The following is a 26,222-nucleotide window of genomic DNA, read 5'->3' on the forward strand; positions in this document are numbered from 1 at the left end:
CTTAGGCAAGAGTATTTACGAAGACACGACCAGGGTCGGCGTCCGACGCGGCTCGGTCGCCCCTTGACGCGAGGCCGCTCCTCGCGCCTGCTGGCGGGCGCCTCGACCTCCTCAGGGTCGGTCGCGGGCGGACACGCGAATGAGTACCGGCCTAGATCTCTTTGCAACGCTCCATCGCATCGTGAACGAGGCCGTGGGCACCCTGCCCTCCGCGCGGCGCGGGAGCCTGCTGACCCGCGAGCGAGAGCGGCTGGTCCACAGGGTCTCCGTCGGCTTCGACGGCGAGCTGCCGAGCGCGCCGCAGGTCCTCGTCGACGCGGGGCCGGCCAGCGCGCTCTCGATGCTGGATTCCGCGGACGGCGCGGTCGTCACGGCGGCCGCCGGGTGGTACCGAGCGCACCTGCCGGACGCGTCGGCGCTGCACCTCGCGCCCGGCGGAGCGGTCATGGTCCTCGCGCCGGTGCGCGTGCAGGGACAGGTGGTCGGCGTGCTCGCCGTCGAGCAGCCGGACGGGCAGGCGCCTTCGGACGAGCGCTGGGCGCGGCTCGTCTCGCTGGCGGACAGCGCCGGGGCGGCGCTGGAGCGGCGTGACCTCTACAACGAGAAGGCCGAGGCGGCCCAGGAGATGCGCGTGCTCGAGGCGGTGCTGAACGCCGTGTCCGCGCGGACCAGCCCGCACGAGCTCGTGGAGCTGATCTCGAAGGGCATCAAGAGCGTGCAGATCCGGCCGCAGTGGAGCTCCGTGCACCTCGTCCTGCTGGCCGACGCTCCCCGCGGCGGCTCCTCCTCGCACGGCGGCGCCGCCGGCCGCGAGACCCGCATCTACCGCGCCCCGCGGCGGCCGCCGGTGGCGTTCTGGAACAACATCCGCGACGGGGCCCTCGTCGCGGGGCGCAACCTCGGCGTGCACGTGGACGTCCGCATCGCCACCATCGCCAGCGACAGCAGCGGCGACGTCGCCCAGCGCGAGTTCCTCGAGGAGGGCATCGACCGGGGCGTGCACGGCATCGCCGTTTCGCCGATCAACCCCGAGCTCATCGAGCCGGCGATCCGGCGCGCGACGGCGGCCGGGATTCCGGTCGTCGCGCTCGACACGCCGCCCGTCGACGGCAGCAGCGCGCCGGCCTACATCGGCATCGACAACGCGGCGGCGGGGCGGCTCGCCGGGCAGCTGATGGCGCGGCTGCTCCCGGAGGGGGGCAAGGTCGGTGTGCAGACGTTCTCGCTCCGCAGCGTCAATGCCATGGAGCGCATCGCGGCGTTCCGCGCGGCGCTCTCCGGCACGTCCCTCGACGTGCTGCCGCCGACCGAGGACCACTACGATGAGGCGGCCGGCATGCGGCTCGTCCGGGAGGCCGTCGAGAGAGACGGTATCGCCGGCGCCCTCGGCGTGTGCGCGGCGAACGGCCCGCTGTGGGCGGCGGCCGCGAGGGAGCTGGGGCGGGCGGGGAGGCTCAAGATCGTCACGTTCGATCTCCTCGCGGACACGGTCGCGATGCTCCGGGAGGGCACCATTCACGCGGCCATCGTCCAGCGCGAGCACGAGTGGGGATATCGCGCGGTGCAGGTGCTCTGCGACATGGCGCTCCAGGGCGTCGAGGCGGCCCTGGCCGGGCTGCCCACGCGGGCGGGGCCCGGGGGAGCGTCCGCGCTGCGCTTCATCGACACAGGCGTCGACACGGTGACCCTCGAGCGCACGCCCTGGTCCATCGCGCTCTCCGATTACCTGACCCTGGACGCGACCCGCAAGGCGACGAAGCGGAGGCGCCGGCTGGCCCAGGCCAGCCGCCCGATCGAGATCCTCGTCGCCGGCCTGAACGCGGGGGAGGAGGGCTTCCGCGACGAGCGCGCCCCCCTCGACCCGGGGTCGCTGGTCAGACAGGTCCTGAGCACCGCCAGATCGATCATCGTCGACACGCGCTCGAGCGAGCTCGATGGCGCGCCCGACGTCATCGAGGCGCGCGGGAGGGGGGTGAGCACCCTGGTCGGCGTCCCGCTCCTCGCGAGCGGGATCCCCTTCGGCGTCCTCGTCCTGGAGAGCGGGCGCCGCGAGGCGTGCTCGCTCGAGGAGCTCGCGCTGCTCGAGCGCGTCGCCGACACGATGGCCGTGGCGCTCGAAAACGCGCAGCTCGTCCACCGGATCACGGAGCGGACCCACGAGCTCGAGCAGGCGAACCGGCACCAGGAGTCGCTGCTCGATACGATCCGCGAGCTCTCCAGCCCGGTCGTGCCCATCGCGCGGAGCATCCTGGTGATGCCGGTCATCGGGACCATGGATGCGCAGCGGTCCGCCCGGTTCATCGAGTCGATGCTGCAGGACATCACCGAGCGCCACGCGCGCGTGGTGCTGGTCGATGTCACGGGGATGGCGGTCGTCGACGCCACCTCGACGGAGCACCTCCTGCGGGCGGCGCGGGCGGCGCGGCTGCTCGGCGCCGAGGTCGTGCTCGTCGGCGTCACGCCGGCGGCGGCGCGGCTGATGGTGGAGCAGGGCGCGGACGTCGGGGGCGTCGTCACCCGCTCGACCCTGGAGCTCGGGTTCGCCTACGCGCTGTCGAAGACTGGCGGCCAGATCATCTACCGCGGCACATCGCACGCGCAGCCCTCCTGAGACGACCAGAACAAGGGCGGTGACGGGGCTCCCGGCGCCGCGCGTGGAATCAGGCCGCCGCGTCGGGGAGCCACTCGCCGTGGAGCCCGAACGGGACGCGGCACGGCAGGCGGACGCGCGCGACGGGGGGCGACGCGAACCTCGACGCGTCGAGGATGACGAGATCTGTCGCGGAGCCGTCGCGGCGGTGGACGAACAGCATCACCCAGGCGTCGTCCTCGGCGGCGCTCCCCGGCCGCGGCGCCATGACGCACTCGCCAGGCATCATGTCGTCCCCGAAATCGTGGGCGACGGCGGCGCCCGTCTCGAGATCGAGCTGGCGCGCTACGGTGCGCGAGAAGCTGCCGTCGGGACCGAAGTCGCAGAGCTCGGTCGTGCACGCGCGGCGATGGCGGCCGCCGACGACCGCCGGGTGCACGCGCGGGAAGTCGAGGAACCGCGGATCCAGCTCCGCCTCCGCGGCGCGGCCGCTGCGGAGGTCGAGCGTGAACCGGTGGAGCGCGTGAGGCGCCATGATCCGCGGCGCGCGCACCGCGTCGAGCACGACGGTGCCGCCCTCCTCGAAGGCGTTGACCGTGTGGCTGATCGTGCACGGCGCTACATCGAACCACCGCATGTCGTCGCCGCCGCCGTCGCGGGGCAGGACGCCGATGCGCGCGGGGAAGCCGTCGTCCCACCGGAGCGGCACCGCGGAGCGCACGTCCCCGAGCAGCACCGGGAGGACGTGGAAGACGACGTATCGCTCGGTGATCGCGAAATCGTGCATGAAGGTCATCGCGGGGACGTCGATCGCCGCGCGATGGACGACGCGGCCGGCGGCGTCTGCGCGATAGTACGTGAGATGCGGAAGCGAGGGCGCCTGGGAGAAGAAGAGGAGCTCGCCGGTGCGCGGGCAGATCTTCGGGTGAGCCGTCATCGCGTTGCCGAGCGCTCCGCCGAAGTCGTGGGGCCCCACGGTCTCGAGCTCGGCGGTCACCTCGACCGGCCGCTGCACCTCGACGAGCGCGAGGATGCGCCCGGCGTGCCGGACAACGCTCGTGTTCGCGTAGGCGCCCTTGATCCAGCGGTTCCGGTACCAGCGCGCGCGGCCGTCCTCCAGGCGCACGCCGTGGAGCATCCCCTCCGCGGCGAACCACGCGGGCGACCAGCCGGTCCGGGGATTCGGCCCGTTGCGCACGTAGGTGCCGCGGAGATCCGCCGGGATCTCGCCGACGACGTCGAGATCGACGTCAGTCCGCTCCTCGCGCACGGGCGCGAAGGCGCCGGCCAGGTGAAAAGGCACCGTGTCCGTCGGCGTGCTTGGGCGTGTGTTTGTCGGCGTATCTGGGGGCGTTTTCGGGGGCGCGGCCGTGTTCGGGGGCATGTCCAGATTCGACATGTATGCACTGTATACTCGAGGAGCGAAATGTCCAGCGTGAAGAGGAAGAAGACCGGCACCTACCATCATGGCGACCTCCGGCAGGCGCTCATCGATGCTGCGCTGCGCGCGCTCGAGCACCAGCGGGCGGAGGACCTCTCGTTGCGCGCGCTGGGCCGCGAGCTCGGGGTCAGCCCCCGCGCTCCGTACCGCCACTTCGAGACGAAGGAGGAGCTCCTGGCGGCGGTCGCGGTCGAGGGCTTCCGCGCCTTCGGGGAGCTCCTGGCGCCGCGCGTGGGGGCCGCCGGGGCGGACCCGATCGCGCGGCTCCGCGCGATCGCGGAGGCGTACGTCGTCTTCGCGGTCGAGCGCCCGGCGGCCTTCCGCGTGATGTACGCGCCCTATGACACCGTGAAGGAGAGCGCCCCGGACCTCCTGCGGGCGCGCGCCGAGGGCCATCGCGCGACGATGGACTCCCTCGCGCAAGCGCAGGCGGCGGGGACCCTGCGGGGGGACGATCCGATGCACCTCGCCCTCGTGCTGTGGTCGAGCATGCACGGCCTCGCCGTGCTCCTGACGCAAGGACAGCTCGGACGGTTCGACAAGCCGGTCGAGGCGGCGAAGCTCGCGGGGCTCGTCAGCGGGCTGCTCATGGAGGGGCTGATGCCCCGGGCAGGGGGGGCTCCTTCAACGGGTCCTTCGGAGCCGCCCTCCAGCACGGGGAAAGCAAGCCCCTGAAACATGAGTCCGGTCGTCGAGCCCTGCCGCCGTGAGCAGGCGATCGCTCGGTTGAGCAAGGCGACCTGACGGAGCGCGCCTCACCTAGGCGACTCCCACGCTGAGCCGCGCCTGCTCGGGTTCACCGCGCCAGGCGCAGCATGGAATGCACCTTGCAATCCCGTGCGGCGGCGCCCCCCACCGCGTTCACGCCACACGTTCATAAGCAAGCTCATCAAGGCCTGGGTCGTATCGGCAGAGATCGACATGGTGCTCGCGCTCGCCGCGCGCCTGTCTGACGAGACGTTTTGCGCAATAAACCGTCAAAAAGGAGTCCCCAGATGGAGCGTTGTATTCTGCTGCTAGCTGCGACATTGCTCGCCACGCCCGCTTCTGCTTACGACAGCGAGAATTTGACCCCGTATCCGCAAACCATGAATGGCAAACGCCGGATCGTCATCGATCTGCCTCAACTCGAGGACGAAGACCGTGCACGCATGGAGATTTCGTTCTCCAAGATGCTGGAAAATTCAGACTGCAATACAAAGTGGATCACTGGAACAATCAAGGAGGGAACGATTGAAGGCTGGGGTTACCCCTACTGGGAAGTGAACAGTGACGGCGAGATTGCTGGTACGTTTATGGGCTGCGGGGATAGGCCAACGAAGACCGAACGTGTGTTCGGTGCGAGAGAGATGATCCGTTACAACTCCAGGATTCCACTTGTGATCTACGTTCCAGAGGGCCTCGACGCGGCATTCCGAACATTCACCACTCCTGGCGGGTTTCAGACGAGAAGCTGACCCACTTCCATGACCTGATCCTGTCGTTCAACGGCTCGCTGGCAGGAGCGATCGCTTCCCCTTGTCGACGAGCTGTATCGGTGGATTCGCGAGCTACATCTGCGGCTCGTGCCAGGCACGCCGCTCTACGCGCTGGCGCCCGCCGGTGCGCCGGCAAGGGCCGTCGCAGCGGATGCGTCAGCCCGCCGCGGCGGCCTGCTGCGTCTGGGAGCGCGCCCGGAGGCGCTGCCGGGCCGAGGGGCCGCCGGGGTGGCGCACCGAGGCGACGGCGCGGTCCATGGCGTCGCGCCAGTAGCGCGCGACGTCCTCGCGGCCGGTGAGGAGGGCGTCGATGGGGCCGTGGTCGGTGTCGACCTCGACGGCGAAGCGGTCGCCGCGGGGCTGCACGTGGACGCCGTGGACCTCCCCCGCGGAGATGGCCGCCCCGAGCCTGCCCTCGGGGCGCAGATCGATCGCGCCGGTGCGGCTCACCCAGGGGGCGACGACGAAGCAGCCCGGCCTGAACGACGCGACAGGGGCGGAGCGCGCCGCGTACCGCGACGAGAACCGGGCGACGCCGAGGAACGCGTAGCCCGCGAGCGAGAGCAGCGCGGCGCCGCTGCCGACGCCGATCGCGATGCCGCTGTCGCCGGCGGCGACGCTGCGCATGACCTGGATCCACAGGGCGAGCGCGACGAGCAGCAGCACGCCGCCGATGAGCGCGTTGCGGGTCGCGGACCCGCGCGGGCCGTGGCTCGCGTGGTCCCGCAGGACGAAGAGCTCACCCTCGCTCCGGATCGCGAACCGCGAGAGCGCGGCGGCCGAGAGCGCGGGCGCCGGCTCCGGCGCGGGCTCCGGGAGGGGCCGCGGCGCGATGGCGTCCGGCGGCTCGGTACCCCGCGCCGTCTCGAGCGGCACGCGCAGCGCGGCAGCGAGCGGCGCCGCCACCGCCTCGACGAGCGCCTCCGCCCGCGCGGCCTCGAGATCCTGCGCCTCGGCGACGAGCAGGCGCTGCTCCGCCGCACCGCGCCCGGCCGAGGACGCGGGCGCGGCGAGCGCGAGCCAGGCGGCGACGTAGGTGCGCTCGCGCGTGCACGAGGCGGCGCCGCAGCACGGGCGCTGCGCCGCGATCACCTCGACCCGCACCGCGTCGCGCGCCTCGGCCCCCGCCTCCCCTGCCCCGGCCGCGCCGCCTGCCGAGGCGCGCGCCGGAGCGGCGCCCGCGAGCCGCAGGGGCGCGAGCTGGACGGCGCTCGCGCCGCGCTCGATGCGGAGCCAGACGGGGTCGCGCGGCGCCGGGCCGAAGGCCGCTTCCTTGTCGCGCTGCGGCGCGCCGAGCTCCGGCGCGACGCGGAGGAGCAGCGGCGCGCCGCCCGCCGCCGAGAGGGCGCGCGCCGCCCCGGCCGGGTCGCCGAGCGGATCGAGGGCGGGAGCGGAGCCGTCGGCCCCAAGAGAGCGGAGGGCGTGCGCGACCCCCGCGTCGAACGCTGCGGTGCTCGGCTCGGGCATGGCGGCACGTTTGCCCCGGCTGCGCTGGGTTGTAAAGCGGCCCCGTCCGCGCGGCCACGCGGGGACCTCCCTCTCCCGGGCTGGAGCGCCCTCACCGCACACGACGAGCCGCGGGCCGCCTCTCCTGGCCTGAACGGCCCACTACCGCTCGCGCACGCTCTGGCCCGCACGCTGGCGCTGGCACCGGCGCGACAGCAGCGCGCCGAGCGCGGCGAGCAGCAGCGCCCCCCGGGTGCCCGGCGGCCCGCCGCCCGCCGAGCAGGAGCACCCGGCGTCGCCCTCGGCCTCCTCCACCCCGCCGCGCGTCGGCTCGTCCCCGGTCCCAGGCGCGGCGCCGCCCGCGCCGCCCGCCCCGCTCGCGCCGCCTGCGCCGGCCACCCCGCTCGCGCCGCCTGCGCCGGCCACCCCGCTCGCGCCGCCTGCGCCGGCCACCCCGCCCGCGCCGGCTGTCGCGCCCGAGCTCGCGACAGCCGTCCCGCCGATCGGGTAGAGGGCGCAGACCCCTTCGACGTCGTCTTCCTCGAGCGTGCGCGCCGACGTGCCGCCCGGATAGAACCCCAGCATCGTCGCGCCGCGCACGTTCGTGTGGCCGAGGCCAAGGAAGTGCCCCTCCTCGTGGGTGGCGATCGACGCCGCGTCGATGCAGTCGCCCTCGCCGCTGTCGTTCCAGCAGAAGCCCACGTTGTTGAACACCATGTCGGCGTCCGCGATGACGCCGTCGCGATCCCAGACCGGCATCGTGATCGCGATGACCGAGTCGACGGCGCCGAGCGCGTCGGGCCAGCCGTCGCTGATCCAGAGGAACACGTTCCTGCCGTCGCCGGCGTCGTAGCCGGCGTCCGTGTCGCCGAGGAGCTCGGTCTCCCACGCCGTGCACGCGGGGCTCGACCACGCCGCGAACCCGGCCTCGATGCCTGCAGCCGCGAACCCCGCGAGCGACGCCGGGATCGATCCCCGGCTGATGTGGTAGCGGACCGGCAGCTCGCGCCAGCGCGGGACGACCTCGAGGTCGAGCGGCGCCCAGGCGGCGGCCTCGGGGGCCCCGGCGAGCAGCGCCAGCGCGGCGGCGAGCGCGGCGGCGGGCGCGGTGACCAGCGCGAGCGCGGCCCGGGAGCCCCTCTTCATCCCCTCATCATCGTCTCATCGGCCCTGCGGCACCACCTCGAGCTCCTCGGGGGCCGCGCCCCCCTCCAGGGGCAGCCGCACCTCCACCCCCTCGTGGATCGGCAGGGGCGCCGCGACGGGCCAGGCGCGCGGCGTCTGGCCCTCGCCCGCCGCGACCTCGCGCAGCGTGACGCCGCGCACAGGGGCCACGCCGCCGTTGAACAGGCACGCGCGCAGCTGCCCCTCCGCCACCGTGACAGAGCACGGGATGACGTCCGCCGTCGCGCGCCGGATCCGCTCGAGCTTCGCCTCCTCCGCGGACGCGGCGGGCAGGAGGGCGACGACCGCGTCGCGGGCGCGCGGGTCGCGCAGCCAGGCGAGCATCATCGCCGCGTGGATGCGCACGACGCGGTAGCGCGCGCGCGTCAGCTCGAAGAACGCGTCGGGAGAGGCCACCCCGGTCTCGCCGTCGAGCATGCCCGTCACGCCCGGCTCGATCTTCACCTCCGTGCCGGGCGCCTCGACGTGCCACTTCACCGCGCGCCCCGGGCCGAGCGCGCCCTCCCAGAACAGCCCGCGCTCGGTGATCCCGGCGCGCTCGCCGCGCCGATCGCGCCGCGCGAACGTGAGCAGCACGCGGAAATCGCTGACGGGAGCGCCGCTGTTGTTGACGACCGCGAGCTCGAATTCGTAGTGCCCGCGCGCCGGCCGCGGCGGCCGCCCGCCCCCGTCCGGGCCGGCGTCGCCAGGCGCGGCGCCGGCGTCGCCCGCCTCTCCCGGCGCCGCGCCGGCCTCCTCTCGCTCGCCGCCGGCCTCGCCGTCCTCCTCGTCCTCCCTGTCCTGCTCCAGGATCGGCGCGATCAGCTCCGCGCCGTCGTCCGGCCCGATCGACCCGAGCACGCTGAGGATCGGCACCCCGTCCCGCCAGAGCGGCGAGTCGGCGCGGTCGCACAGGCAGTGCGGGAACGACGGCTCGGCGCGCTCCCGCGCCTCGCCCGCGAGGAGCGCGGCGGCGGCGCCGCGGGTCGCCTGCCCGACGCCGCGCGCCGCCTGCCGCTCGGCGGGAGGCAGCGCGCGGGGCGCCGCGAACCGCTGCACGAACGCCATCGTCGCCACGATGCCGACCACGGCGAGCGCCGCGGGCACGAGGACGCGGGCCCGCAGCGGGAGCGCCTCGAACCCCTCCTCGCCGCCGCGCTCGCGCTCGCGCCCCGGCAGCGCGCCGAGCGGCGTCGGCCGGGGCGCGAACACGGGCGCCGCCGCCTCGCCGAGGGCCGAGGCCGCGAGCCGGTCGGAAGCGAAGCCCATGCGGCGCGACATCTCGGCCACGAGCGCGTCGCGCAGGCGGTCCGAGGGCGGCCCACCCCAGGTCGCGAGCCGCGCGGCGAAGCGCAGCGCGAGCCAGGTCGCGAGCGCGACGAGGACCGCGAGCGACGCGGTCCCGAGGGGGCCGCTCGCGAGGTAGTCGGGCGACAGGGCGGCCGCGAGCACGCCGAGCGGCGCCGGCGCGATCCAGCTCGCCATGCGGGCGCGGAGGCGCGCGCGGTACGCGCTCTCCATCGCCTCCATCGCCGCCGGCGACGTGACGCCGGGGACGCCGGGGAGGTCGCCCTCGAAGCGCGCCAGGACGAAGCAGTTGTGCGGCGAGCACGCGGACGGATCGAGGGCGACGCACAGCGCCTTGCCGCGCCGGAAGAGGCCGCGGATCGCTGTGTAGGGCACCCCGAACCGGACCGGCGCCGCCACGGCGCCCAGGGCGAACCCCTCGGCGTAGCCGGCGACGCGCACCAGCTCGACCTCGAGCTCCGTCTCGGCGCAGGTGAAGCGCACCGCGCCGACGGCATTGGCGCCGCCCTCGGCGATCGCCAGGGCGGCGACGGAGAACGCGCGAGCCAAGGTGGCGGCACCCTAACCGCGCGGGCCGGAGCGCTGCAACGGAAACCCGGCCGGGGGGACCGGGGGGGGACCAGAGGCGGGACCAGAGGGGGGGACCGGGGCGTGGCGGGTGACCGTTGATCGCTCCGCGCCGGGTGCGTAAGACGTGGCGCCATGAAGCCTCTGCAAATCGTCCTCGCCCTCTCCTGCGCTGCTGTCGTCCTCGGCCCGGTCGCGGGCTGTGAGGACAAGGTCCCCGAGCCCGACCTGCCGCCGGGCAGCGCCATCCCGGCGGTGAAGCCCGCCGAGCCGGAGCCGGCCGACCTCATCAAGGAAGACCTCGCCGTGGGCACCGGCCCGGAGGCGAAGGACGGCGACAAGGTCCGCGTCCACTACACGGGGCGCCTGCTCAAGAACAACGCCGAGTTCGACTCGTCCGTCGGCCGGGAGCCGTTCGTTTTCACCCTCGGCAACACGGAGGTCATCAAGGGCTGGGACGAGGGCGTGGTCGGGATGAAGGTGGGCGGCAAGCGCAAGCTCACGATCCCCTCGCGCCTCGCCTACGGCGAGGCGGGCAGCCCGCCGAAGATCCCGGGCAAGGCGACGCTCGTCTTCGACATCGAGCTGCTCGGCGTCGGCGACGAGGCGAAGGACGCGGCCAAGGGCGCGGACGACAAGGCCGGAAAGACCGCGCCGGCGTCCGACAAGGCGGCGAAGCCGGCGGCCAAGCCGGCCGAGGCCAAGGGCGACAAGCCCGCCGCCGCGCCGGCCGAGAAGAAGGAGGCGCCCAAGGAGACGAAGTGAGCGGCAGGCGCCGCGGTCCAGCGAGCCGCGAGCGCCGCCCGCAGCGGCTGAGCGGCAGGCGCCGCGCTCAGACGACGCGCGCGAGCGCCCTCAGGAAGATCTCGTAGACCTCGAGCGGGTACTCGCCCATGTGGAAGATCCGGAACAGCTGGCTCGAGAGCTTCCCCTGGGCCGCGTAGATCTCGAACACGTGGCCATCGACCGGCTCGGTGGCGAGCCGGCTCGCCATCTCGTCATACGTCCTGCCCGCGGGGATGTGCAGCGCCGTCCCGATCGACTGGAGCGGCATGTTCTCCCAGCGCGCGATCGCGAGCCCGAGCCGCTCGTAACCCGGCCGCAGGATCGCGCAGCGCGCCTGGTACACGGCGTGGCGCCCGGCGACGCCGCCCGTGGCGCCGAGGTGGTCGAGCGCCGCGATCACCTGGCACAGGCTCATCGGATCGATCGTGTAGGGGTGCGCGCCGCCCTGCTGGGCGCGCCAGGTCTTGTAGAGCTCCAGGCTGGGGACGCGGGCGGGGATCCGCTCCATCTCGGCGAGCAGGTCCCTGCGGACCAGGGCGACGGTCAGGTTCGGGTGGCTGTGGAGGCCCTTGTTGCAGGAGCCCATCACCGCGGCGATGCCAGAGCCCTCGAGCGCCATCGGCTCGACGAAGAGCGCGCTGATGCCGTCGACGAGGAGCTTCTTGCCGTACTTGCGGGCGAGCGCGCCGACCTCGGGCACGGGGTTCAGCGTGCACGTCGACGTGCCCCCGTACACGATGGCCACGGCGTCGGCGTCGTCCGCGGCAAGGACGGCCTCGATCCTCGCGAGGTCCGGGCGCTCGCCGTAGGGCAGGCACATGTCGACCACCGGCTGGCCGAGCGTCCCGGCGTACTCGAAGATCCGGTCGCCGTAGGCGCCGTTGCGGACGACGAGGAGCCGCTCGTCGGGCCGCAGGCAGGAGCCGAGCACGGCGGCCATGGACGTCGAGCCAGAGCCGGTGAGCAGGATGGCCTCGTAGCCGGGCGCGCCGAGGGCCTCGACGATGCCGTGCCGGGCCCGGTCGAGCAGCGGCCGGAGCCGCGGCCCGCGCGGGACGATCGGGCTCTCCCCGTAGGTGCGCGAGACCTGGTTCACCGCGTCCGGCAGGTGGAAGACCGCCGGCGTGAGCGAGACGACCCGCGGCGTGGCGGAGGCGACCATGCGCGAGGTGTAGCCCGGAAGGCGCGCCGGATGCAGCAGAGATAGCGGCGAGCGCGGCGCGCTACGCCCAGCGGAGCTGCCGCAGGTCGTCCCAGACGTCGCGCGCGGAGAAGTACCGGTAGGCGTCGCGGCGGCGCAGCAGCTTGGCGATCACCTGGCTCAGCGGCGTGCCGAGCGCCTCGGCCTTCTGCCGCGGCGTGCCCTCGGCGATCTGCCGCGTGATCTCCTCGTACGAGGCGTTCACGTCGATGGCCGGCTGGCCCGTGTGCATCTGGTACATGAGCAGCCCGAGCTGGTAGAGGTCGCTCTGCGTCGTCGTGTAGCCCGCGGTCACGAGCTCCGGCACGAGGATCTTCGGGTTCGCGACCTGCGGGCGGAACCAGCGGGTCACGCCGTCGAGCTGGTGGGCCACGCCGAAGTCGGTGAGCTTGACGATCGGCTTGTGGTCGAGCTGCGAGATGAGGACGTTGCCCGCGTGCAGGTCGGCGTGCACGACGCCGTTGTCGTGCAGGTACTGCAGCGTCATCAGCAGCTGGCGCGCGAGCTCGACGAGCAGCGGCGGCTGGAACGGGGTGCCGAGCAGCGCCCGGAGGCTCGTGTCGCACCGCTCGAGCGCCAGGTAGAAGAGGTAGTTCACCTCGAAGGCGTCGTGGATGTAGACGATGTTCGGGTGGCGGAAGCTCTCCAGGCGGAGCATCTCGCGCGACCACTCCTCCTTGACGACCTGGTAGGGCTTGTTCGCCGGCCGCAGCATCTTCAGGGCGTACACCTGGTCGAACGGCCCGCTGCACTCGTAGACCGAGCCGTACTGGCCGTCGCCGATGAGCGCCCCGATGACGTAGGTGCCCCGGGTGGAGGTCAGCGCTGAGCCCGGAACCGGAAACGGGATCAGGAACGTGCCAGTGGAGGACCAGGTCACGACGGCGCCATCGTAACCGAAAACGACAGCGCCCGTTCACCCCGCGACGCGCGCCCCGAGCCGCGGCGCGCGTCCCCCGCGGGGAGGCCCCCCGGTGCGCGCCGGGCGCGGCGCGCCGAGGGCGGCCGGACGCTCACGTGGCGGCGAGCCTCCGCACCACGTCCGCGGCCTCGGTCTGCTCGATCTCGAGCGCCGCCGCGACGTCGAGCAAGAGCTCGCGCTCGCTGGTCCTGACGACGCCGTCGGCGACGACGACCTGGGCGGCCAGGGAGAAGGCGACCTTCCGGGCCTGCGGGCTCGGCAGCCGCTCCTTGAGCGACGCGAGCCGGGCGGCGCGGCCCTCCTGCTGGAGCTGCGTCACGACCGTATGGATGAGCTCGTCCATCGTGCTCTGCGGGATCCGGCGGTCCGTCAGCGACTCGACGCTCCGGGCGAAGTGGACCTTCTCCTCCTGGCTGAACTCGCCGTCGGCGAAGGCCGCGAGGAACATCAGCTCGACGAGCGCCTCGAGGTTCGGCTCATCAAGCGTTCGCAGCGGCGGAGGGCTCATGAGGGGCATCGAATGCGTCTACACCGACGCCCGGCGCGGGACCAGCCCCGGAGCGCCGCCGAGCGCCCCGGGCAGACGCCTCCCGGGGCGGCGCATTGGGAGAGGGCGGCCGGTGTGTCATGAGTTTGGGCATGCACGTGCGCGAACCCGCCCAGGCGCTCCTCGCCGCGCTCTTCCTCTGTGGCTGCGGCAGCGCGGCCGCGACAACGCCGCGCCACGCCGCGGCGCCCGTCCAGCCTGCCCCCGCGGCGGCGCCGCGCGCCGCGCCGACGGCCGAAGCAGCCCCGCCGCCGCTGCGGCTGCCGTGCGAGGGGAGCGACCTCGTCGGCTGCACGAACGGCTGCACCGAGCACCAGATCGAGGACTGCGTGACGCTGGGATCGATGTACCTGGGCGGCACGGTCGTCTCGAGAGATGTGGACCGGGCGATGGGGCTGTTCAAGGACGCGTGCGCCGAGGGGAGCGCGCGCGCGTGCCTGCGGCTCGGCGACGCGTACCACGACCGGCTCGCGCGCGCGGACGGGGCGGAGGGCGCGGGCGGGGCGGACGAGGCGGCGCTCTACTTTCACGTGCGCGCGTGCCACGGGGGCGCGAACCTCGGCTGCCTCGCGGCTGGCAGGGCTTACCTCCGCGGCCAGGGCGCGAGCGCCGATCCCGGGCGCGCGGCCGCGCTGTTCCGGCGTGTCTGCGATCGCGGCAACGCCCCCGCCTGCGTCGAGCTCGGGCACCTCCACGCGCAGGGCGAGGGCGTGGAGCGCGACGGCGGCAAGGCGGTCGAGCTGTTCACGAAGGCGTGCAAGCTCGGCCTCGACGAGGGCTGCCTGCTGGCGAGCCAGTCCGGCGACGTCCTCCCGCCGCGCGACTGACGGCGCCGTCCCGCCACGCGACGGACGCGCGCCGCCCCGCCGCGCGACGGACGCGGCCCCGCCACCCGGCCGGCGCCGCCGTCGTCAGTCAGTCCGGCGGCGCTGCGCGATGTCCAGCGCCGCCGTGATCATCGCGGTGAGCTGCGTGTCCGAGACGCTCTCGGACGGGAGCACCACGAGCTCGGCGCCGATGCGCCGCGACAGCTCCATGAACCCATCCGGGTCGAACGCCCGCACGTCCTGGGTCATCACGATGGCCAGCGGGTTCAGCCAGGCGGCGCTCCCGCGCAGCGACACGAGGTCGCAGGCGAGCAGGTCGGCGCCCTCGACGAAGACCAGCCGGCGGCAGCGCTCGGCGAGCTGCTCGCTCGCGCTCACGATCAGCACGACCGAGGCCGATGCCGTCAGCTTGCTGCGCCCCGCGGGGCGCGTCGGTAGTTCTCGCGCGCTCATCGAAGCCCCGGTCAGCGAGCGAGGAGCGGGCGCCCGTACGGGATGGGCGCGGCGCCGGGCGCTCGAGCCCGCGCGCGCGCCTCGTCGTCGAGGGCGAGGTCCATGAGGAAGGAGCCCAGCGGCAACCGGAAATCCCGGTCGTTCGTCTTGGTCGCGTAGAGCGCGAGCAGCGAGAGCACGCTGCCGATCTGCGCCGCGGCCGGGTCGTCCTGGCACGCGGCGAAGCGATCGGCGAGCGTGCAGAGCTGCCGGAAGAGCGGACCGCCCGGGAGCGGGCCGGGGCTGCACATGGCAAAGGTGCCGCTGCCTCGATAACCGAGCTTCCGGCGCTTCCTGGCGGGGGTACGGGTCGGGGGTACCATCGTCATGATTGCTGCCCAAGTCGCCTGAAAGGTGAATTGCCCCGCGCAGGGGCTGGCCTGCCGCGGGACGCTCTCCGAGTACTAAAGATCAGCCGGAAGAGAGTCAATCGGAGAGGGCGGGGCCGGCCGGATGCGCGAGAAATTCTGCGGAATGGTCCCCCGATCGAGCGGCGCGTGGGTATACGTCACCGCATGAAGGCAGTCGTCCTCGCCGGCGGCAAAGGCTCCCGGCTCCGCCCCTACACCGCCCTTATCCCGAAGCCGCTGATGCCGATCGGCGATCACACGATCGTCGAGATCCTCCTCCGGCAGCTGGCGCGCGCCGGGGTCACCGACGTGGTGATGTGCGTGGGCCACCAGGCCGCCCTCATCGAGGCCGTCGTCGGCGAGGGGAGCCGGTACGGGCTGCGCATCTCCTACCAGCGCGAGGAGACGCCGCTCGGGACCGTGGGCCCGCTCCGGGTCATCGAGCGCGACCTGCCGGAGCGCTTCCTCGTGATGAACGGCGACATCCTCAGCGACCTCGACTTCGCGGCGCTCCACCGCACGGGCGAGTCGGCCGGCGCGCCGCTCACCGTCGCCGTGTGCGAGCGCGCCTCGAAGATCGACCTGGGCGTGCTCGACCTCGGCCCCGAGGGGCGCGTCGTCGGCTTCCGCGAGAAGCCGACGTACACGTTCTGGGTGAGCATGGGCATCTACGCGATGAGCCGCAGCGTGCTGGGCTTCATCCCGGAGGGCCGGCCGTTCGGGTTCGACAACCTGATGCACGCGCTCCTCGACGCCGGCGAGCAGGTGGCCACCTTCCCGTTCCGGGGCCACTGGCTCGACATCGGCAGGAGCGACGACTTCGCCGAGGCGCAGGACGAGTTCGAGAAGAACCGGCAGCGGTACCTACCGGACTGACGCGGCGAGCGCCTCGCACACGGCGTCGACGTCGGCGTCCTGCATGCGCGGGTGGAGCGGGAGCGTGAGCTCGCGGCCCGCGATCGCGTCCGTCCGCGCGAGCCCCTCCTTGCGCACCCGGTCCGAGGCGCCGTGGTGCGAGAAGCGGTGGATCGGCGTGTAGTGCACGCTCGTCTGGACCCCGCGCGCCTTCATGGCCTCCATCACGGCCTCGCGCGAGGCGCCCTCGGGCAGGAGCACCGGCATGAGGTGGTGCGCGCTCTCCCCCACCCCGCGCGCGTAGAAGTCGCGGTACGGGAGCCCGACGCCGCGCACCGCGGCGAGGCGCTCGTGGTAGCGCTCCGCGAGCGCCCGACGCCGCGCGTTGCCCGCCGCGAGCCGGCCGAGCTGCACGAGCCCGATGGCGCTGCGGATCTCGTCGATGCGGTAGTTCATGCCCGCGTCCACGACGTCGTACGTGAACGCGTGCCCCTTGTGCCGGTCGAGGGTCAGCGTCGTCATCCCGTGCGCGCGGAGGAGCCGCATGCGCGCGTGGAGCGCGTCGTCCCTCGCGATCACGGCGCCCCCCTCGCCGGTCGCGAGGTTCTTGTTCGAGAAGAAGCTCAGGCAGCCGACGTCCCCGAGCGTCCCGAGCGCCTTGCCCCGGTAGGTCGCGAGCGGCGCGTGCGCCGCGTCCTCGACCACCGGGATCCCGCGCTCGGCCGCGATCGCGGAGATCGCGTCCATGTCGCAGGGGTAGCCGGCGTAGTGGACGACCGCGATCGCCCGCGTCCTCGGCGTGATCTTGCGGGCGATGTCGGCCGGGTCGACCCCGAGGTCGCCCTCGCCCACGACGTCGGCGAGCACCACGTCGGCCCCGCAGAGGAGCGCGGCGTTGGCGGTCGCCACGAAGGTGAGGCTCGGGCAGATGACCTCGTCGCCGGGGCCGACGGAGAGCGCCGTGTACGCGAGGTGCAGCGCGGCGGTGCAGTTCGTCACGGCGAGCACCCGCGGGGTGCCGAGCGCCTCGCCGAGCTTCTGCTCGAACTGCGCCGTGCGCTCGCCCATGGTCAGCCAGCCCGACGCGACGACCTGCCGCGCGGCCTCTGCTTCTTCAGGCCCGAACGAGAGATCGCTGAGAGGTATCTTCCACATGGCCTTCCATCCAGCCGGCGGCGGCGGGCGCGGCGCCCGCGCGCGCCGCGTCGTGTTCAGATCGCGTACTCGCGCGGCCGGTAGTCGGCGAGGTGGCGCTCGACATAGGCGTACGTGCGGGCGAGCCCCTCCTCGAGCGACACGCGCGGCGCGTAGCCGACGAGCTCCGCGGCGCGGCGGAAGTCGGCGAGCAGCACCATGACCTCGCTCGCGTCGGGCCGCACCCGGGCCTCGTCCGTCACGAGCTCCGCGCGCTTGCCCGTCACCTCGAAGATGAGCCGGACGAGGTCGCCGATCGAGATGGCGCGCCCGCTCCCCACGTTGAGCGTCTGCCCCACGGCCCGCGCGCTCGAGCCGACGAGGAGGAACCCCGCGACGGTGTCGGTCACGAAGTTGAGGTCGCGCACCGGCGCGGTGCTCCCGATGCGGAGCGCGGCGCCGCCGGCGGCGAGCTGCTGCATCACGCTCGGGATGATCGCGCGCGACGACTGCCGCGGGCCGTAGGTGTTGAACGGCCTGATCGTCGCGACCTCGAGCCCGAAAGAGAGGTGGTAGCTCTCGGCGAGCTTGTCGGCGCCGATCTTCGTGGCCGAGTACGGGGACTGGCCGGTGAGGGGGTGGGCCTCGTCGATGGGCGTGTAGCGCGCGGTGCCGTAGGTCTCGCTCGTCGAGGTGTGGACCACGCGCGCGCCGTGCTCGCGCGCCGCCTCGAGGACGTTCAGCGTGCCCTGCACGTTCGTCGCCACGTACTGCTGCGGGGCCACGTACGAGTACGGGATGCCGATGAGGGCCGCGAGGTGGAAGACGACGTCGGCGCCGCGCACGAGCGACCGCACCGCGCCCGCGTCCTCCACGTTGCCGGGGGCGACCTCCACGTCCGCGAGGACGTCCTCGGGGAGCCGGTCGAGGTGCCCGCGCCGCGAGCTCGAGGTGTACCGGACGAGCGCCCGCACGCGCGCGCCTTCCCGGACCAGCGCCTCGACGAGGTGGCTGCCGATGAACCCGCCGGCGCCGGTCACCACGACGCGCTTGCCGCGATAGAAGCCTTCGCTCACGGCGGCGTGCGTGGCCTCTGCGGGTTCGCGCGTCAAGCGCGTACCGCGGCGGCGCGCCGGTTTGCGCTCGGCGGCGCGCGCCTCAGGCCCGCGCGGACGGCGGCGCGCCGGCCGGGCAGCGCGGCCCGCGACCGGGCGGCGCGGCCCGCGGCGCGCCCGGGTCACTGGATCTGGATCTGATCGGTGGGCGTGTTGCCCGCCCCCTCCGGGGTGCCGATCTCGCGGTGCACGCAGAGCCCCTGCTTGCAGTAGGACTGCGGCGGGCTCTTGCAGTCGACCTTGGGCTCCTCGCACTTGCCCGTCTTGTAGCTCTCCGCGAGGGGCTTGATCTGGTCGAAGGTCGCGTTGCTGACGGGCTTCGCGCAGCCCGGCCACTCGCTCTGGCGGCAGTCGGTGTCCGTGTTGCAGTGCTGCGCCTTGTTCACCATCTCGAAGGCGTCGCCGCGGAGCTTGTCGCACTCCTTGGGCTCCATCTTGCTGTCGCAGCCGGCGAGCAACGCGAGCAGCAGGACGCCCTTCGCCAGACGGAGGGATGTTCGGGGTCGGGAGGAGGCCGATCCAGGCCGCCCCCCTCGAGGAGCACACGCGATCATTCAGGGTTCTCCCGGTCAAGGTCGCCCTTCCGCGCCGGAAGGGTGGCGGCTTGCGCCGGGACCTTCGTATCACGGCTGGATTCGGACGCGCAGCTGGCGTAGCCCGTCGGCATGGAACGTCCTCGAGAAGGCTCCGGGGCCGGCGGCTCCGCGCATGAAGGTTCTGGCATCGCTGCCCGCAATTCCCTGCGGGTGCTCACCCTGAACATCTGGAACCGCCACGACCCGTGGGAGGCGCGCCTCGGCCTGATCCGCAAGGGCGTGCGCGAGCTCGCGCCCGACGTGGTCGGGCTCCAGGAGGTGATGTCGTACGAAGGCCGATCGCTGGCCGACGGCATCGCCGAGGGGCTCGGCTACGAGGTCGCCTTCGGCCCGGCGCACGACCTCGGCGGCGGCGTGCTCTTCGGCAACGCCGTGCTGTCGCGCTGGCCGATCGCGCGCAGCCAGTCGTTTCCCCTGCCCACGGGCGAGACCGACGAGAAGCGCGCGCTCCTGTTCGCCGAGCTCGCGTCGCCGCGCGGCGTGATCCCTTTCTTCGTCACGCACCTGAACTGGAAGTTCCACCACGGCGCCGTGCGTGAGGCGCAGGTCGCGGCCGTGGCCGAGATCGTGATGCGCGAGGCGCCCATGGAGGGCCTCCCGCCCATCGTCGTCGGCGACTTCAACGCGCAGCCCGAGGCCACGGAGATCCGGTTCATGAGGGGGCTGCACGCCCTGAACCAGAAGAGCGTGTACTTCGCCGACACCTTCGGTCAGACCGGCGAGGGCCCCGGGTTCACGTTCGATCCCGTGCGCAACCCGTTCGCGGCCGTCACGAACGAGTACCCGCGCCGCATCGACTACATCTTCGTCCGCGGCCCGGACAAGCAGGGGCGGGGCAAGCCGCTCTCGTCGAGGGTCGTCCTCCAGGAGATCGAGGACGGCGTCGTCGCCTCGGATCACTACGGGGTGCTGTCGGAGATCTCGATCTAGGCCCCGGCGTCCTAGAGGACGCCCTGTTCGCGTGTACACTTGCAGGATGTCGTCCCATCGAGCTCCGGGCGGCCCGCCGAGCCCGCCCGACGCGCCCGGCTCGCGCGATTCGCGCGATTCGTCAGATGCGTGCTCGGCTCCCTCGCCCGCCGCCCCCGTGCGCGTCGGCCCGGTCGTGCCCGACGCGCTGTCGCTCATCGGCGGCACGCCGCTCGTCCGCCTCGCCCGGCTCTCGCCCGAGGGGGGCGGCGTCGTCTACGGCAAGCTCGAGTCGATGAACCCGGGCGGCAGCGTCAAGGACCGGGCGGCGCTCGGCATGGTGCTCTGCGCCGAGCGCGAAGGGGCGCTCAGGAAGGGGTCGACCATCGTCGAGGCGACGAGCGGCAACACCGGGATCAGCCTCGCGATGATCGCCGCCGTGCGCGGCTACCGCTGCGTCGTGGTCATGCCCGAGGACATGAGCGTCGAGCGCCGGCACATCCTCCGCGCGTACGGCGCCGAGATCGTCCTCACCCCCGAGGGCCGGGGCATGGCCGGCGCCGTCGACCGCGCGATCGAGATCTGCGAGGCGACCCCCGGCGCCTGGATGAGCCAGCAATTCAAGAACCCGGCGAACCCCGGCGCCCACGCGCTCGCCACCGGCCTCGAGATCCTCGCGCAGACCGGCGGCGACATCGCGGCCTTCGTCGCCGGCGTGGGCACCGGCGGCACGCTGACCGGCTGCGGGCGCGTGCTCCGGGATCAGCTGGGCAGCGCGGTGCGCATCTGCGCCGTCGAGCCGACGAAGAGCGCCGTGCTCTCGGGGCGAGGGCCCGGGTCCCACGGTATCCAGGGCCTCGGCCCCGGGTTCGTGCCGGCGATCCTCGAGCGCTCGCTCATCGACGAGGTCCTCACGGTGACCGAGGCGGGCGCGTCCCGCATGGTGCGGCGGCTCGCCCGCGAGGAGGGGCTCCTCGTCGGGCCGAGCTCCGGCGCCAACGTCCACGCGGCCGTGGAGATCGCGCGCAGGGTGCACGGGACGATCGTGACGGTGCTGCCCGATTCGGGGGAGCGCTACCTGCTCTGAGCCATGCGCGGCGCGGCGCGTGGCCGCTCTCGCTCGACGAGCGCCGCGCCCCGGGGCCGCTCGAGGGAGCGCCCCCGCCGCGCCGCCTCAGGTCCGCTGCTCGCCGCGCTTGGCCTCGTCCCAGTAGCCGTCGAGCTCCTCCAGGGTCAGCGTGTCGTCCGACGCCCTGGCGGGCCAGCCCCCGTGCCGCTCGACCACCCGCCGCTCGACGTGCTCGAAGCGCCGGGTGAACTTGTCGGTCGTCCGGCGCAGCGCGCCCTCCGCGTCGACGCCGGCGTGGCGCGCCAGGTTCCCGAGCGCGAAGAGCACGTCGCCGAGCTCCTCCTCGATCGCCGCGGCGTCGCCGCTCTCGAAGGCCCGATCGAGCTCGCCGAGCTCCTCCTCCACCTTCGCGCGCGAGCCCCGCGCGTCCGGCCAGTCGAAGCCCACGCGCGCGACCTTCTCGCCCACCCGCTGCGCCCGCGTCAGCGCCGGCAGGCTGCGGGGAACGCCGCCGAGCACCCCGCGGTCCTTGCCCTGCCGGGCCCGCTCCGCCGCCTTGATGCGCTCCCAGTTCTGGAGCACCTCGTCGGCGTTCTCGGCGCTCTCGTCCGCGAACACGTGGGGGTGGCGCCGCACGAGCTTCTCGCAGATCGCCGCGACGACGTCGTCGGGGCCGAACGCCCCCTCGGCCCGGGCGAGCTCGGCCTGGAAGACGACCTGGAGCAGGAGGTCGCCGAGCTCGGTGCACAGCTCCTTGCGGTCGCCGCCGTCGATCGCGTCGATGACCTCGCACGCCTCCTCGAGCACGTAGCGCCGGAGCGTCGCGAAGCTCTGCTCGCGGTCCCAGGGGCACCCGTCGGGCGCGAGGAGCCGCTGCATCAGCTCGACAAGGCGCGGGAACGTGCGGCCCGCCTGCTCTGCGAGCGGCGGCGCCTCCACGGGCTCGAAGGGACGAGGCATGCAGAGCTACTAGCGCAAACCGTCCCGGCTGAGGAGCGGGGTCGCCGCGCGAGGGCCGGGTCCGGCCGCGGAGCGTCGCCCTGGATCCACGGACCGCGGCGTGCGAAAAGTGAAGGGGTGGTCGGAGTCCGGTGGCGAGGGCGCCCCATGAAGAGCGCGGGCTATGTGGTGCTGTTCACGATCGCCGGGTGCTCCCAGGGGGTGTGTCGGAGCATCGTCGGCAGCACGCCGGGGGCGGCGCCAGGCGCGGGGCACTCCGCGACGGAGCCCGTGATCGAGGCGCAGCGCGAAGACGACGACGGCGAGCAGGGAGCGCTGGACGAGCAGATCGCCCCGCTGCGGAAGGGCGGGCGCCACCTCATCGCGGAGCCGCCGGACGACGCGGAGGACGTGACGTATGTCGCGTGGGTCGCGGCGGCGGGGCTCGCCGCGCAGAGCAGGCAGCCGCCGCCGGCCGCGCCGCCGGGGTTCGCCCTGCGGCCGGTCCCCGGGCGCGACCTGTGGGTGCTGTCCGACGACGGCCCGCGCCGCCGCGGCGCGGCCGTGGTCGTGCTGCGCGCGGGGCCGGCGGCGCCGCTGATCGTCGAGGCGCCGCACACCTTCTTCGACCGGGGGACGCTGCCGATCGCGCTGGCCGTCTTCGATGCGCAGCGGGCGCGGGCGCTGATCGTCAACACGTCGCACCGGTACGGCGGGCTCCCCAAGCCGGGCGACGCCGCCGGGGACGACGAGGGGTCGGAAGGAGGGGGCGGCGGGGGCGGCAGGGGTGGCGGCGGGGGCGAGGGCGCAGGCGGCGGGAAGGCCACGGAGGGGAAGATCACGGACGGCGCCCAGGGCGATGGCGGCGGCGCGCGGGCGGCGGGCAGGCGGTCCCAGGGGGCTGGCGGCGGCGGCCAGGGCGCTGGCGGCGGCGCTCGGGGAGACGAGCGTGTCGCCCGCGAGCGGCTGGCTGCGTCGCTCGCCTTCGCGGACGTGGCGCACGCCGAGCGGTCGTTCTTCCTGTCGGCGCACCGCGCGCTGCTCCAGAGCTTCCCCGGCATCACGACGGTGCAGCTGCACGGCTTCCAGGACAGCTCCGCGGCGGACGCCGCCGCCATCGCCAGCGCCGTGGGGGCCGGCGCCGACCTGGAGCGGCTGCTCGCGCCGCTGCGGGCGGTCGTCAGCGACGGGAAGGTCCTCGCCTACCCCGCCGAGATCAGCAAGCTCGGCGGCGCGACGAACGTGCAGGCGCGCTGGTCTCGCCAGCTGGGCGCGCCGTTCTACCATGTCGAGCTGTCGCGAGCGCTGCGCGACAAGCTGATCGATGACGCCGATCTCCGGCGCCGCTTCGCGGCCGCCTTCGCGGGGATCGCCGCGGGGAAAGACCAGGCGGCCGCTGACGGCGGCGCGGCGCGGCGCTGATCGAGCGGCGGGGGGTCTCGTCGAGGCGCGGGTCTGCCGATCCCCCCGGCTGCGGATACCCCTGCTGCCGGTACGCCCGCTGCGGATACCCCTGCTGCCGGTACGCCCGCTGCGGATACCCCTCCTGCCGATGCCTCTGCTGCGCGGATCCCCTGCTGCGCCCCCGCTCCCGCGGCCTCGCTCAGGGCGCTCCGGTCACCGCGCGGGCTGCAGCGTAGGCGAGGGCGGAGAGCAGCGCCGAGGCCGGGATCGTGAAGATCCACGCCCAGACGATGCGGCCGGCCACGCCCCAGCGCACGGCCGACAGCCGGCCGCCCACCGCGCCGACGCCGACGATCGCGCCCGTGATGGTGTGCGTGGTGCTCACGGGGACGCCCAGCGCGGTCGCGCCGAAGAGCGTGGCCGCGCCCGCGGACTCCGCGGCGAAGCCGCCCACGGGCTTCAGCTTGGTGATCTTCATCCCCATCGTCCGCACGATCCGCCACCCGCCCGACAGCGTGCCCAGCCCCATGGCGGCGTGGCACATCAGCACCACCCAGAGCATGGGCTTCAACTTCGCGCCGCCCTCCTGGACGCCGGCCGAGACGAGCAGCGCGGTGATGATGCCGATGGTCTTCTGCGCGTCGTTGCCGCCGTGCCCGAGCGAGTAGGCCGCCGCCGAGAGCAGCTGCAGCCGCCGGAACCCCACGTCCACCTTCCCGGGCGTCCAGTCCCGCCCGAGCCGCCGGATGGCGCTCATCAGCGCGAACCCGATCATGGAGCCCACGAGCGGCGAGACGACGATGAACGCCGCCGTCATCCCGTAGATCTTCGCGTCGAGCACCGAGACGCGGCCGGCGCTGAGCACGGCCGCGCCCGCGAAGCCGCCCATCAGCGCGTGCGATGACGACGAGGGCAGCCCCCACCACCAGGTGAGCAGGTTCCAGAGGATCGCGCCGGAGAGGCCGCCGAGGATCACGTTGGGCGTGATGAAGGCCGGCTCGACGCCCTTGGCGATGTTGCGGGCCACCGTCGGCTCGAACAGGGCGAACGCGATGAAGTTGAACAGGGCGGCCCAGGCCACCGCGCTGCGCGGGGAGAGCACCCGCGTGGAGACGACGGTGGCGATGGAGTTGGCGGCGTCGTGGAAGCCGTTGATGAAATCGAACACCAGCGCCACGACGATGATGGCGATGACGTAGGTCGTCATGCGTGCTCGAGCACCACGCCCTCGATGATGTTGGCGACGTCCTCGCAGCGGTCGGTGGCGTTCTCGAGCTGGTCGTAGATGTCGCGCCACTTCAGCACGAGCAGCGGATCGCTGCCCTGCTTGAAGAGCGCCGCCAGGGCCGCGCGGTAGTGCGTGTCGGCGGCGTTCTCGTGGCGGTTGATCTCGACGCAGAGCTCGAGCAGCCGGGCGCCGTCCTTCACGTCGCGGAGCGAGCTGGTCGCCGCGCTCATGGTGTCGCACGCGGCCACCACCGCCTCCGCGAGGGGGCGCGCCTCCGGCATCACGATCTGGATCTCGAAGAGGACGATGCGCTCGCTGGCGGCCTCGATGCAGTCGAGCACGTCGTCGAGCCGCGTGATCAGCGCGTGGATCTCCTCCCGATCGAGGGGGGTGATCCAGGTCTTGTGCAGCGCGGCCAGGCAGCGGTGCGTGATCCGGTCCCCCTCGTGCTCGATGTCCTTGATCCGCTTCGCGATGGCCGGGGCTTCCTCGGGCCGATCGAGGATGTCCAGGAGGAGCTTGCTCGCGGCGACGCTCTTCTGCGCGTGCTCGGAGAGGGCATCGAAGAAGACGGCGTCCTTGGTCAATCCCATGCCGGGGTCGTAGCCCGGCGTCGACGCGCGCGTCAACGCGCGCAAACGATCAGAAACGTCTCGTTACCAACGGAAACAAGTCGAGCCGCGCCCGCGCTTTGCGAGTCCACCGCCGGCCTTCACGAGCGAGGGCGCTGTCGAAGCTGCGCTCCGTTCCTCTTCCGCCATGATTTTTCATTGTCTGTACAACGCCCTGGCGGACCGGCGGTTCTTCCTGTTTCTCCTCCGCGGAGCGGCCGCCGCCACGGAGCGGCCGCTCCGCGGAGCCCCGCCGTTCGCCAAGTAGATCCCGCCCGCGCGGCTGCCACGGCGAATTGCGCTGTGCCGGTCCCATGCTGACCTCCGAGGGCGCCGCGCCCCGCGGAGAGATCGCCCCGGACAGCATCACCGAGCGGTACGAGTACAGCGCGACGATCTCGCGAGGGAGCGCCTCGCCGCGCTGGCCGCGGACCCAGAGCCGGGCGGCGTCCCCCTCGGCGAGGCCGAGCGTGGAGCGCGCCGGGGTGCAGGCCATCGCGGCGCCGCGCGGGCTGCTGCTGCTTCGCCTCCTGCCGGCGCTGCTCCGCGACCTGTCGATCTCGGCGTCGATCGCGGATCGGTTGTTCGCCATGATGAACGATTCGTTCACGCGAGCGCGCTTGTTGGCGGATCTACTGCGGGCCAGAGTCCCGGGCATGGCTCGACCTGCACATCGACTCTCTCGGTCATCGCGGCGAATCCTCGCCCTGGCCCTCGCGACCGTCGCTGGCTGTGCGCCGCCCGAGGCGCGCAGCCCGTCGTCAAACGGTCGTTCGACGGACGAGCACTACAACGCGACGGTCGTGCGCCGCTACTTCGACGAGGTATGGAGCCGCGGTCACCTCGATGTCCTCGACGAGCTGCTCGCCGCTGGCTACATCAACCACGCACCGAGCACGCCGGACCCGCCTCCGGGCCCCGGCGGCCTGAAGCCCATCGTGGCGGCCTTCCGCGCCGCGTTCCCGGACCTCCACTTCACGGTCGAGGACCTCATCGCGGAGGGCGATCGCGTCGCGGTGCGTGTCAGGATGGAGGGGACGCAGGACGGGCCGCTCTTCGGCATCGCCGCGACCCATCGCCGCGTGAGCGTGGAACAGATCAACATCGAGCTGTTCCGGGGAGGAAAGATCGTCGAGCACTGGCGCGTGACCGACGAGCTCGGTCTGATGCGCCAGCTCGGAGCCGTCCAGTGATCGCCCGAAGGCGAAACGAGAGCGCCGATGCCCTGACGCCACGGCGAGGA

At 73.4% G+C, this 26,222-nt stretch carries 25 protein-coding genes; 10 read left to right on the forward strand and 15 right to left on the reverse strand.

Features of this window, described 5'->3' with window-relative positions:
* Nucleotides 1–139: 139 nt before the first annotated feature.
* Nucleotides 140–2,611 carry a substrate-binding domain-containing protein gene (locus WME89_RS30365; protein WP_438003180.1) on the forward strand — a complete coding sequence of 824 codons (2,472 nt, stop codon included), beginning with the start codon at nt 140–142 and terminating at the stop codon, nt 2,609–2,611.
* Nucleotides 2,612–2,660: 49 nt separating this feature from the next.
* On the opposite strand, the gene WME89_RS30370 is transcribed toward WME89_RS30365, so the two are convergent.
* Complete coding sequence (locus WME89_RS30370; protein WP_438003181.1) at nt 2,661–3,893, reverse strand: carotenoid oxygenase family protein; 1,233 nt, start codon at nt 3,891–3,893, stop codon at nt 2,661–2,663.
* Between the two features lie 132 nt (nt 3,894–4,025).
* On the opposite strand from WME89_RS30370, the gene WME89_RS30375 reads away from it, so the two are divergent.
* Together WME89_RS30375 and WME89_RS30380 are read left to right on the forward strand one after the other, a co-directional pair.
* Nucleotides 4,026–4,706, forward strand: coding sequence for a TetR/AcrR family transcriptional regulator (locus tag WME89_RS30375; protein ID WP_438003182.1), 681 nt, complete (start codon nt 4,026–4,028; stop codon nt 4,704–4,706).
* Between the two features lie 320 nt (nt 4,707–5,026).
* The gene (locus WME89_RS30380) at nt 5,027–5,488 is read left to right on the forward strand and encodes an ecotin family protein (protein ID WP_438003183.1); all 462 of its coding nucleotides are present in this window, start codon (nt 5,027–5,029) and stop codon (nt 5,486–5,488) included.
* Between the two features lie 177 nt (nt 5,489–5,665).
* Here WME89_RS30380 and WME89_RS30385 read toward each other — a convergent pair whose 3' ends face one another.
* The 3 genes from WME89_RS30385 to WME89_RS30395 form a co-directional block, all read right to left on the reverse strand.
* Complete coding sequence (locus WME89_RS30385) at nt 5,666–6,976, reverse strand: hypothetical protein (protein WP_438003184.1); 1,311 nt, start codon at nt 6,974–6,976, stop codon at nt 5,666–5,668.
* A gap of 141 nt (nt 6,977–7,117) precedes the next feature.
* On the reverse strand, nt 7,118–8,101 hold the full coding sequence (locus tag WME89_RS30390) for a matrixin family metalloprotease (protein WP_438003185.1): 984 nt from the start codon (nt 8,099–8,101) through the stop codon (nt 7,118–7,120).
* A 15-nt stretch (nt 8,102–8,116) separates the two neighbouring features.
* Nucleotides 8,117–9,976 carry a hypothetical protein gene (locus WME89_RS30395; protein ID WP_438003186.1) on the reverse strand — a complete coding sequence of 620 codons (1,860 nt, stop codon included), beginning with the start codon at nt 9,974–9,976 and terminating at the stop codon, nt 8,117–8,119.
* Between the two features lie 153 nt (nt 9,977–10,129).
* Between WME89_RS30395 and WME89_RS30400 the strand changes: the two genes are divergently transcribed.
* Nucleotides 10,130–10,759 (forward strand): FKBP-type peptidyl-prolyl cis-trans isomerase, encoded by a 630-nt coding sequence (locus WME89_RS30400; protein WP_438003187.1) that lies wholly within the window; start codon nt 10,130–10,132, stop codon nt 10,757–10,759.
* A 67-nt stretch (nt 10,760–10,826) separates the two neighbouring features.
* Here WME89_RS30400 and WME89_RS30405 read toward each other — a convergent pair whose 3' ends face one another.
* The 3 genes from WME89_RS30405 to WME89_RS30415 all read right to left on the reverse strand — a co-directional run bounded on the left by WME89_RS30405 (nt 10,827) and on the right by WME89_RS30415 (nt 13,411).
* Nucleotides 10,827–11,942 carry a pyridoxal-phosphate-dependent aminotransferase family protein gene (locus WME89_RS30405; protein ID WP_438003188.1) on the reverse strand — a complete coding sequence of 372 codons (1,116 nt, stop codon included), beginning with the start codon at nt 11,940–11,942 and terminating at the stop codon, nt 10,827–10,829.
* A 61-nt stretch (nt 11,943–12,003) separates the two neighbouring features.
* Entirely contained in the window at nt 12,004–12,861 is an 858-nt protein-coding gene (locus tag WME89_RS30410) for a serine/threonine protein kinase (protein WP_436623174.1), read from the reverse strand.
* A 133-nt stretch (nt 12,862–12,994) separates the two neighbouring features.
* Nucleotides 12,995–13,411 carry a tellurite resistance TerB family protein gene (locus WME89_RS30415; RefSeq protein ID WP_437662231.1) on the reverse strand — a complete coding sequence of 139 codons (417 nt, stop codon included), beginning with the start codon at nt 13,409–13,411 and terminating at the stop codon, nt 12,995–12,997.
* Nucleotides 13,412–13,542: 131 nt separating this feature from the next.
* On the opposite strand from WME89_RS30415, the gene WME89_RS30420 reads away from it, so the two are divergent.
* Nucleotides 13,543–14,277: a tetratricopeptide repeat protein gene (locus WME89_RS30420; RefSeq protein ID WP_438003189.1), complete on the forward strand. Its 735-nt coding sequence runs from the start codon at nt 13,543–13,545 to the stop codon at nt 14,275–14,277.
* An 84-nt stretch (nt 14,278–14,361) separates the two neighbouring features.
* Here WME89_RS30420 and WME89_RS30425 read toward each other — a convergent pair whose 3' ends face one another.
* Complete coding sequence (locus tag WME89_RS30425) at nt 14,362–14,730, reverse strand: hypothetical protein (protein ID WP_437618055.1); 369 nt, start codon at nt 14,728–14,730, stop codon at nt 14,362–14,364.
* Nucleotides 14,731–14,741: 11 nt separating this feature from the next.
* A complete protein-coding gene (locus WME89_RS30430; protein ID WP_437302401.1) occupies nt 14,742–15,098 on the reverse strand; it encodes a hypothetical protein in 357 nt (118 codons plus the stop codon).
* A gap of 186 nt (nt 15,099–15,284) precedes the next feature.
* On the opposite strand from WME89_RS30430, the gene WME89_RS30435 reads away from it, so the two are divergent.
* The gene (locus WME89_RS30435; RefSeq protein WP_438003190.1) at nt 15,285–15,995 is read left to right on the forward strand and encodes a nucleotidyltransferase family protein; all 711 of its coding nucleotides are present in this window, start codon (nt 15,285–15,287) and stop codon (nt 15,993–15,995) included.
* Here the strand turns inward: WME89_RS30435 and WME89_RS30440 are convergent.
* The 3 genes from WME89_RS30440 to WME89_RS30450 form a co-directional block, all read right to left on the reverse strand.
* Entirely contained in the window at nt 15,984–17,129 is a 1,146-nt protein-coding gene (locus WME89_RS30440; protein WP_438003191.1) for a DegT/DnrJ/EryC1/StrS family aminotransferase, read from the reverse strand. The two genes, WME89_RS30435 and WME89_RS30440, sit on opposite strands and share 12 nt — an antisense overlap.
* Before the next feature lie 56 nt (nt 17,130–17,185).
* The gene (locus WME89_RS30445) at nt 17,186–18,184 is read right to left on the reverse strand and encodes an SDR family NAD(P)-dependent oxidoreductase (protein ID WP_438011990.1); all 999 of its coding nucleotides are present in this window, start codon (nt 18,182–18,184) and stop codon (nt 17,186–17,188) included.
* A 161-nt stretch (nt 18,185–18,345) separates the two neighbouring features.
* Complete coding sequence (locus WME89_RS30450) at nt 18,346–18,657, reverse strand: hypothetical protein (RefSeq protein ID WP_437618058.1); 312 nt, start codon at nt 18,655–18,657, stop codon at nt 18,346–18,348.
* A gap of 231 nt (nt 18,658–18,888) precedes the next feature.
* Here WME89_RS30450 and WME89_RS30455 point away from each other — a divergent pair, with 231 nt between their 5' ends.
* Nucleotides 18,889–19,749 (forward strand): endonuclease/exonuclease/phosphatase family protein, encoded by an 861-nt coding sequence (locus tag WME89_RS30455; protein ID WP_437662224.1) that lies wholly within the window; start codon nt 18,889–18,891, stop codon nt 19,747–19,749.
* 175 nt (nt 19,750–19,924) lie between these two features.
* Nucleotides 19,925–20,815 carry a cysteine synthase A gene (gene cysK, locus WME89_RS30460; protein WP_438011991.1) on the forward strand — a complete coding sequence of 297 codons (891 nt, stop codon included), beginning with the start codon at nt 19,925–19,927 and terminating at the stop codon, nt 20,813–20,815.
* An 87-nt stretch (nt 20,816–20,902) separates the two neighbouring features.
* Here the strand turns inward: cysK and mazG are convergent, their stop codons facing one another.
* Nucleotides 20,903–21,757 (reverse strand): nucleoside triphosphate pyrophosphohydrolase, encoded by an 855-nt coding sequence (gene mazG, locus WME89_RS30465; RefSeq protein ID WP_437662222.1) that lies wholly within the window; start codon nt 21,755–21,757, stop codon nt 20,903–20,905.
* 147 nt (nt 21,758–21,904) lie between these two features.
* Here mazG and WME89_RS30470 point away from each other — a divergent pair, with 147 nt between their 5' ends.
* Entirely contained in the window at nt 21,905–23,158 is a 1,254-nt protein-coding gene (locus WME89_RS30470; protein WP_438003192.1) for a hypothetical protein, read from the forward strand.
* Nucleotides 23,159–23,339: 181 nt separating this feature from the next.
* On the opposite strand, the gene WME89_RS30475 is transcribed toward WME89_RS30470, so the two are convergent.
* Both WME89_RS30475 and WME89_RS30480 read right to left on the reverse strand, forming a co-directional pair.
* Nucleotides 23,340–24,347 (reverse strand): anion permease, encoded by a 1,008-nt coding sequence (locus WME89_RS30475; RefSeq protein WP_438003193.1) that lies wholly within the window; start codon nt 24,345–24,347, stop codon nt 23,340–23,342.
* On the reverse strand, nt 24,344–24,961 hold the full coding sequence (locus WME89_RS30480) for a DUF47 domain-containing protein (RefSeq protein ID WP_438003194.1): 618 nt from the start codon (nt 24,959–24,961) through the stop codon (nt 24,344–24,346). Before WME89_RS30480 ends, WME89_RS30475 begins: the two co-directional genes overlap by 4 nt.
* Before the next feature lie 332 nt (nt 24,962–25,293).
* On the opposite strand from WME89_RS30480, the gene WME89_RS30485 reads away from it, so the two are divergent.
* Nucleotides 25,294–26,172, forward strand: a complete 879-nt coding sequence (locus WME89_RS30485) for an ester cyclase (RefSeq protein WP_438003195.1) — start codon at nt 25,294–25,296, stop codon at nt 26,170–26,172.
* The last annotated feature ends 50 nt before the right edge of the window (nt 26,173–26,222 follow it).

This window comes from Sorangium sp. So ce321 (assembly GCF_051530195.1).
GTDB lineage: Bacteria > Myxococcota_A > Polyangia > Polyangiales > Polyangiaceae > Sorangium.

Excerpts from the sequence above, each read along its gene's own strand:
- mazG (WP_437662222.1), bottom strand. The coding sequence starts at position 21,757 with ATGCCTCGTCCCTTCGAGCCCGTGGAGGCGCCGCCGCTCGCAGAGCAG.
- WME89_RS30440 (WP_438003191.1), bottom strand. The coding sequence starts at position 17,129 with ATGTGGAAGATACCTCTCAGCGATCTCTCGTTCGGGCCTGAAGAAGCA.
- WME89_RS30455 (WP_437662224.1), top strand. The coding sequence starts at position 18,889 with ATGGAACGTCCTCGAGAAGGCTCCGGGGCCGGCGGCTCCGCGCATGAA.
- WME89_RS30450 (WP_437618058.1), bottom strand. The coding sequence starts at position 18,657 with ATGGAGCCCAAGGAGTGCGACAAGCTCCGCGGCGACGCCTTCGAGATG.
- WME89_RS30430 (WP_437302401.1), bottom strand. The coding sequence starts at position 15,098 with ATGACGATGGTACCCCCGACCCGTACCCCCGCCAGGAAGCGCCGGAAG.
- WME89_RS30485 (WP_438003195.1), top strand. The coding sequence starts at position 25,294 with ATGCTGACCTCCGAGGGCGCCGCGCCCCGCGGAGAGATCGCCCCGGAC.
- WME89_RS30470 (WP_438003192.1), top strand. The coding sequence starts at position 21,905 with ATGAAGAGCGCGGGCTATGTGGTGCTGTTCACGATCGCCGGGTGCTCC.
- WME89_RS30385 (WP_438003184.1), bottom strand. The coding sequence starts at position 6,976 with ATGCCCGAGCCGAGCACCGCAGCGTTCGACGCGGGGGTCGCGCACGCC.
- WME89_RS30420 (WP_438003189.1), top strand. The coding sequence starts at position 13,543 with ATGCACGTGCGCGAACCCGCCCAGGCGCTCCTCGCCGCGCTCTTCCTC.
- WME89_RS30475 (WP_438003193.1), bottom strand. The coding sequence starts at position 24,347 with ATGACGACCTACGTCATCGCCATCATCGTCGTGGCGCTGGTGTTCGAT.
- WME89_RS30480 (WP_438003194.1), bottom strand. The coding sequence starts at position 24,961 with ATGGGATTGACCAAGGACGCCGTCTTCTTCGATGCCCTCTCCGAGCAC.
- WME89_RS30405 (WP_438003188.1), bottom strand. The coding sequence starts at position 11,942 with ATGGTCGCCTCCGCCACGCCGCGGGTCGTCTCGCTCACGCCGGCGGTC.
- WME89_RS30380 (WP_438003183.1), top strand. The coding sequence starts at position 5,027 with ATGGAGCGTTGTATTCTGCTGCTAGCTGCGACATTGCTCGCCACGCCC.
- WME89_RS30425 (WP_437618055.1), bottom strand. The coding sequence starts at position 14,730 with ATGAGCGCGCGAGAACTACCGACGCGCCCCGCGGGGCGCAGCAAGCTG.
- WME89_RS30415 (WP_437662231.1), bottom strand. The coding sequence starts at position 13,411 with ATGAGCCCTCCGCCGCTGCGAACGCTTGATGAGCCGAACCTCGAGGCG.
- WME89_RS30365 (WP_438003180.1), top strand. The coding sequence starts at position 140 with ATGAGTACCGGCCTAGATCTCTTTGCAACGCTCCATCGCATCGTGAAC.
- WME89_RS30390 (WP_438003185.1), bottom strand. The coding sequence starts at position 8,101 with ATGAAGAGGGGCTCCCGGGCCGCGCTCGCGCTGGTCACCGCGCCCGCC.
- WME89_RS30400 (WP_438003187.1), top strand. The coding sequence starts at position 10,130 with ATGAAGCCTCTGCAAATCGTCCTCGCCCTCTCCTGCGCTGCTGTCGTC.
- WME89_RS30435 (WP_438003190.1), top strand. The coding sequence starts at position 15,285 with ATGAAGGCAGTCGTCCTCGCCGGCGGCAAAGGCTCCCGGCTCCGCCCC.